Here is a 7,897-nt window from a genome sequence, read left to right as displayed (position 1 = left end):
AACTTCACCAACGCCGACGACGACTCCACACCACGATCACGACGCCACCGCACCAACGCCAACCCCAACGCCGCCACCAGACCATCGGCAACACCACCGCGGAACAACGACGGCACCGACGTCAGCAACGCCTCGGTCTGCCGCGAATCCAGGGTCAGTTCGATGCGTTCCACGGTGGAGGTCACATCGATCGCGGGGTCGAACGGCCGCTGTGCGAGCAGCGGGTCAGGTCCGCCGAGCACCCGCTCCCACAACTCCAGCTCGTCGCGATGCGACGGTGCCGCCTCGACGAGGCCGTGTGCCCAGCGACGCAACGACGTCCCGACTTCGGCGAGCTCGACATCTTGCCCGGAGACGATCTGCCCCCATGCAAGACCGAGATCCGGCAACAGAATTCGCCACGACACACCGTCCATCACCAGGTGATGGGCGACGATCAGCAACACACCCGGCCGGGTGTCGCCGGTGAAGTCGAACCACACGAACTGCAGCACCGCTCCCGATGCCGGGTCGAGGCGTCCGATCGCGGAATCGAGTTCGCGCGAGGCGATCTCGGTCAGATCACCCTCGGAGACCTCGGCTGCGACCTTAACCCTGGCGATCAGGGACGCCGGGTCGACGGTGCCCGCCGCGCGAATGCGCAAGGTTGTCGCGTCGCCACCGTGTTCGAGGATCGACCGCAGCGCGTCGTGATGATCCACCACGGCACCGATGGTCCGCTCGAGCACGTCCGCGGTGATGTCCTGCGGGAGGTTGACTGCGATGGTCTGCGAGAACCGATCGAAACCGCCGGGCCAGCCCAGCACCTCACGCATGATCGGCGTCAACGGAACGTCACCGACACCGCCACCCGGAAGTTCGGTCAGCTTCTGCGGCGCATCCGCATCGACACGCGAGGCGACCTCGGCCAGGCCCGCCACCGAACGCCGCTCGAACACATCCCGCGGCGAGAACACCACACCACGCGCCTTCGCCCGCGACACCAACTGAATCGACACGATCGAATCACCACCGAGCGCGAAGAACGACTCGTCCACACTCACCTTCTCCAAGTGCAGAACCTCCGCGAACACCTCCGCAATGATCTCCTCGACCTCACTACCGGCACCGCGATACTCACGCTCGGCGAGCACCGGCTCCGGCAACGCATCACGATCCAACTTGCCCACCGGCGACAACGGCACCTCATCGAGCACCACGATCGCCGACGGCACCATATGCGGCGGCAACGACCGAGCCACGAACTCCGTCAACCCCGCCACATCCACAGTCCGGCCCGCCGCAGGCAACACATACGACACCAACACCGTCGCACCCGACGCCGTGGAACGACCGAGAGTGGTGGCCCAATTGACGGTCTCGTGTGCGGAGAGCACGGCGTCGATCTCGCCGAGTTCGATACGGAAGCCGCGCACCTTCACCTGGAAGTCGCTGCGCCCCACGAACTCGAGTTCGAGCCGATCTTCGACCGCACGCCACCGCACCACATCACCTGTGCGGTACATGCGATCGCCGGCTTCGCCGTACGGATTCGGAACGAACCGCTCGGCTGTGAGGGTGTTGCGTCGGTGGTACCCGCGCGCAAGTGCTCGACCGGCCACGTAGAGTTCACCGGCCATACCGGCCGCTACCGGCCGCAAGCGTGAATCGAGCACCAGAGTGGTCATGCCGACGATGGGCTCACCGATCGTGATCGGACGCTCCGGCACCATCTGCCCGAAGGTGGAGACGATCGTGGCTTCGGTGGGCCCGTACGCGTTGACGTAGGTCGTGCGCTTCGACCACTCCGACAACAGTTCCGGCGTCGTGACGTCGCCACCGACCGACAGCACTTCGAAGCTGTCGACCCCGTCGGACTCCATCGTCCCGAGCACCGCCGGAGTGATGATTGTGTGGGTCACCCGTTCGGTGCGCAGCAACTCCGCGAGATCGGGGCCACCGATGATCGTCGACGGCACGACGACCAACGTGGCACCGAACGAGAAAGCAGCCATCCACTCGAGCACCGACGGGTCGAAGCTCGGCGAACAGATCTGCAGGAAGCGCGATTCGGAGGTCACGCCGTACAGGTCGGTGACCATGTCCTTCAGGCCGGCGAGACCCGAGTGGGTGACGACGACACCCTTCGGCTGCCCTGTCGAACCCGAGGTGTAGATCAGGTAGGCGGGCTGGTGCACGTGAGTGGGCCGCACGCGGTCCGCATCGCTGATCGGTGTGGACGCACGAACGTCGACCTTCGCAATGAAGTCGGGGTCGTCGAGGAGGAGCCATTCCGCATCGCCGGGCAGACCGGTGGCGTGCTGCGACGAGGTGATACCCAGTGCTGCACCGGAATCGGACAGCATGTACCGCACGCGCTCGGCGGGGTAGGTCGGGTCCACCGGCACGTGTGCGGCGCCGGTCTTCGCGACGGCCATGACGGTGACCGCCATCTCGTACGAACGCGGGAAGGAGACGGCGACGAAGTCCTCGGCCCCGATTCCCCGTTCGATGAGCACCCGGGCGAGCTTCGACGACGTCTCGTCGATCTCGCGGTAGGTGATCGACCGCCCCTCGTAACGGACCGCGGTGGCGTCGGGATCCATCGTCACACCGATGGTGAGGAAGTCCGCGAGGGTCCTCGGCTCGGTCAGGATGTCGTGCCCACGCATGCGGGTGAGCTGCGCGAACTCCTCGTCGCCGAGCAGCGGTAGATCACCGACCGGCGTCGCGGATCCCGCGACGATACCGTTCACGAGTCGCGTGAACCTCTCGGCGAACAGCTCGACCGTGTTGTGGTCGAACAGCGCGCTCGCGTACGAGAACTCCGCGGACAGTCCGCCCGGATCACCGGCGGTGTCGACGTGTTCGCGCACGGTCAGCCCGAGGTCGAACTTCGCGATGTCGAGCTCGAACGGCACCCCGGACACACTCAGTCCGGGCAGTTCGAGGGTGGTCTCCGGCATGTTCTCGAACGACAGCACCACCTGGAACAGCGGGTGCCGTGCGGTGGACCGCTCGGGGTTGAGCACCTCCACGAGGCGCTCGAACGGAATGTCGGCGTGCGCGAACGCCTCGAGGTCCGCAGTGCGCACCTGCGCGAGCAGGTCCTCGAAACCGTCACCCGCATCGACGCGGCTGCGCAAGACCAGGGTGTTGACGAACATGCCGATCAGGTCGTCGAGCTCCGATTCGCCACGACCCGCGATCGGCGTACCGATCGTGATGTCGTCGGAGTCGGACATCCGCGCGAGGAACACGGCCAACGCCGTGTGCAGCACCATGAACATCGTCGTGCCGGTCCGGCGTGCCAGCGCGGCAAGCGCACCGTGTGTGGACGCGTCGAGTGTGAACTCGACCTTGCCACCGGTGAACGACTGCACCGACGGCCGCGGACGATCCATCGGCAAGTTGAGCTCGTCCGGGACACCCGCGAGGGTGCGTTTCCAATAGTCCGCCTGCGCCGAGAGCACACTCTGCGGATCGTCCTCGGATCCGAGCACTGCGCGCTGCCACAGCGCGAAGTCCGCGTACTGCACGGGCAGTGGAGCCCAGCTCGGAGCGGAACCGGCGGCACGGGACACGTAGGCGGTCATGACGTCACGCGTGAGCGGCGCCATAGACCAGCCGTCGGCGCTGATGTGATGGGCCACGAACACCAGTACATGGTCCGCAGCACGTCCCCCGTCGGTGGGCTCGCCCCTGCCGTCCGACAGCGCGAACAGTGCGACACGCAACGGAATCTCGGAGGTGACGTCGAACCCGGCCGAGACGATCTCACCGACCCGCGCGAGGAGGGTGTCCTCGCTCACGGACTCAGCGATGACCTCGGGTGCGGCGTCGGCCACGGGCGCGATCTGCTGGAAGGGATGCCCGTCGACCTCGGGGTAGATCGTGCGCAACACCTCGTGCCGCGCCAGCACATCCCGAACCGCTGCCTGCAACGCATCCACATCGAGCTCACCCGTCAAACGCACAGCAACCGGAATGTTGTTGGCCGACGAATCGGTGTCGAAGCGGTTGAGGAACCACATGCGCTGCTGTGCCAGCGACAGCGGCACCCGATTCGGGCGCGGCTGCGGCACCAGTGGCGCCCTCGACTCGGTGTCTGCGTGCTGCTCGGCGGCGACAGCGAGCGCACCGACATTCGGGGCGTCGAACACGACCCGGACGGGTACGCGGGTACCCAGCGCGGCACCGATGCGTGAGACCACCTGCGTTGCGAGCAGCGAGTTGCCACCGAGTTCGAAGAAGTCGTCATCGACTCCGACCCGAGAGACGCCGAGCACATCCGCGAACACACCCGCGACGATCTCTTCGACCGGCGTACGCGGCGCCCGGAACTCGCGGATCTCGAACACCGGCTCCGGCAACGCCTTCCGGTCCAACTTACCGTTCACATTCAACGGCAACCCGTCGAGCACCATGAACGCGGAGGGCACCATGTACGACGGGAGCCGGGAGCCCAGCATGGTCTTCAGCTCGGCCGTATCGAGTTCCACGCCCGACTTCGGCACCACGTACGCCACCAACTGCGAACCGGTGCGCTCGTCCGCACGCGCGATCACCGCAACCTCGCGGAGGTCGTCCTGCTCCCGCAACGCCGACTCGATCTCACCGAGCTCGATCCGGAAACCGCGAACCTTCACCTGGAAGTCGGTCCGCGACAGGTAGTCCAATTCGCCCTGCGCCGTCCATCTCACGAGGTCGCCGGTGCGGTACAGCCGCTCCCCCGACCCGAAGGGCGACGCCACGAAACGCTCCGCGGTCAGATCCACCCGACCGTGATAGCCCCGTGCCAACTGTGCGCCCGCCAGATACAGCTCACCCGGTACACCCACCGGCACCGGATGCAGCCGCTCATCGAGCACATACGTCCGCGTGTTCCACTCGGGCACACCGATCGACACCGACGCACCCGCCAGCTCGGCCACCTCACCTGCGGTCACCGAGACCGCAGCCTCGGTCGGACCGTACAGATTCACGAGCCGAGCTGTGTTGTGCTCCACGAAGCGCTCCGCCGTCGCCACCGGCAGCGCCTCACCGATGGCGAGGATGCGGCGCAGCGACCCGGCCAGCCGGCCGTCGCCGTCGATCATCAACGCTTCGAGCATCGACGGCACCACATGCAACGTCGTCACAGCGTGCTCGCCGATCAGCGCATTCAGATATGCCGGGTCACGATGACCGTCCGGCGAGGCGATCACCACGCGGCCACCGGAGACCAGCGCCGACCAGAACTCCCACACCGACAGGTCGAACGTCGCGACCGTCTTGAGCAGCACCGCATCGTCGGCGCCGAGACCGAAGTACTCGCGCTTCCACAGCATCTGGTTCACGATCGCCGAATGCGGTACCGCCACGCCCTTCGGCCGGCCGGTCGAACCCGACGTGAAGATCACGTACGCGGTGTTCGACGACCGCAGCGGTGCACGCCTATCGGCGTCTGTCACCGGCGCTGCCGAGAACCCCGACAGGTCCGCAGCATCCACCAGAACGGTGGAGGCAGGCCTCTCCCCGGGTACGACGAACTCGTCGCGCTCGGTCGTCAGGACCACCGCGGGCGCGGCAGCCTCCATGATGAACGCGTTGCGCTCGTCCGGCTGATCCGGATCCACCGGCACATAGACGCCACCGGCCTTCGCCACGGCATACATGCCCACCAACAGCTCGACCGAGCGACGTACGGCCAGCACCACCGTCGTCTCGGGCTCGACTCCCATCGAGATCAGCTTCCGCGCAAGCCGGTTGACGCGAGCATCGAACTCGCCGTAGGTCACCGAGTCGAACTCGCCGTCGGCCACCGAGTCGAACTCGCCGTCGGCCACCGAGTCGAACTCGCCGTCGGCCACCGAGTCGAACTCGCCGTCGGCCACCGAGTCGAACTCGCCGTCGGCCACAGCGCCGCCGCCGAACACCAGTGCTGCGGCGTTCGGGTCGCGCCGCACCTGCTCGTCGAACAGATCTACGAGTGTGGCCGCGCCGTCGACGCTGCGCACGGTGTCGTTCCACTCTCCGAGCACCCGCGTCTTCTCCACCGAGTCGAGCAGCGGTAGGTCGCCGACCGGCATCGCCGCATCGGTGACCACGGCGCCGAGAACCCGTGTGAGCCGCTCGGTGAAAGCTCTCACCGTCGACTCGTCGAACAGGTCTGTCGCATAGGTGAAGAAGCCGGTGATGCCGACGGCTCGTCCTTCGGCGTCGTACCGGTCGGTGACGATCAGGTGCAGATCGAACTGCGAAATCGCCATGTCGGCGTCGATTCCCGAGATCGTGAGCCCGGGCAGTTCGAGCGACGACTGGGCGAGATTCTGGAACGACAGGCCCACCTGGAACAGCGGGTGTCGGGCCGTCGAACGAGTCGGGTTGAGGACCTCGACGAGGCGCTCGAACGGCACGTCGGCATTCGCGAACGCGCCCAGATCCGTCTCGCGGGTCTGCTCGAGCAATTCGGTGAAGCTCGCCTGGCCATCCACATGGGTGCGGAACACCAGGGTATTGGCGAACATGCCGATCAGGTCGTCGAGTTCACGCTCGGCGCGACCCGCGATCGGAGTACCGATCGCGATGTCGTCGCTCGCCGACATCCGTGCGAGGAAGACCGCGAATGCGGTGTGCAGCACCATGAACAGCGTCGTGTTCGTCTGCCGGCCGAGATCGGTCAGACGCTGGTGCAGGTCGGCATCGACAGTGAAGTCGACCCGTGCACCGTGGAACGACTGCGCTGCGGGGCGCGGGCGATCGGTCGGAAGATCCAGCTGATCCGGGAGTCCTGCGAGGGCCTGCTTCCAATAGCCGACCTGCTTGGATGCGATCGAGTCGGGATCGTCCTCCGAACCGAGCACCGCTCGCTGCCACACGGCGTAGTCCGCGTACTGCACTGGAAGTGCCTCCCACGTGGGAACACCCCCGTCGGAGCGCGCAACGTACGCCTGCATCAGGTCGCGCGTCAACGGTCCCATCGACGAGCCGTCCGCGGAGATGTGGTGGACGACGAACGCGAGCACGTAGTCGGTATCTCCGACCTGGAAGAGTTTCGCAGTGAGCGGTACCTCATCGGTGACGTCGAACGTGGTGGCTCCCACTGCGGTCACCGCGTCGATGATCTCGTGCTCGGACACACTCACCGGGTGCAGATCCGGGGTGACATCAGTGGCCGGGACGATCACCTGGATCGGGCCGTCGGCGGTCTCCGGGTAGTAGGTGCGCAGAGACTCATGGCGCGTGACGACGTCGGCTACAGCTGCCTGCAGCGCATCCACGTCGAGATCGCCACTCAGCCGAATGGCCATCGGCACGTTGTAGGCGGCCGTGTCGGTGTCGAAGCGGTTGAGGAACCACATGCGTTGCTGAGCGGGCGAGAGCGGGATCCGGTCGGGCCGGTGACCGGCTTCGAGCGGCACGCGGATCTCTGTGTCCTGCGACTCGACCACCGCGGCAAGCGCCTCGACCGTCGGTGTTTCGAACAGGGCGCGCACCGGGACCTTCGTGCCGAGCGCGAAGCTCAACCGCGACGCCACCTGGGTTGCGAGCAGCGAGTTGCCACCGAGCGCGAAGAAGTCGTCGTCCAGACCCACCCGCTCGATCCCGAGCACCTCGGCGAACACCGCCGCCACCGACTCCTCCACCGGCGACACCGGCACACGGAACTCACGAACCTCGAACACCGGATCCGGCAGAGCCTTCCGATCCAACTTACCGTTCACATTCAACGGCAACGCCCCGAGCACCACGAACGCCGACGGCACCATGTACGACGGCACACGCCCACCGAGCGCAACCTTCAACTCCGCCACATCGAGTTCCACACCCGACCCCGGCACCACATACGCCACCAACTGCGCACCCGCGCGCTCATCCACACGAGCAACCACCGCCACGTCACGGACACCGCCCACACCACGCAACGCCGACTCGA

At 66.4% G+C, this 7,897-nt stretch carries 1 protein-coding gene; it reads right to left on the bottom strand.

Translation table 11 applies throughout. The features are described 5' to 3' along the window. Positions 1-7,897: amino acid adenylation domain-containing protein (locus ACZI8W_RS26035; protein ID WP_463371432.1), on the bottom strand; the 7,897-nt coding region annotated here is incomplete at both ends.

This window comes from Rhodococcus ruitaii (assembly GCF_055230935.1).
Note: the sequence above shows the minus strand (reverse complement) of the source record. Positions and strands in the feature narration are given on the sequence as shown.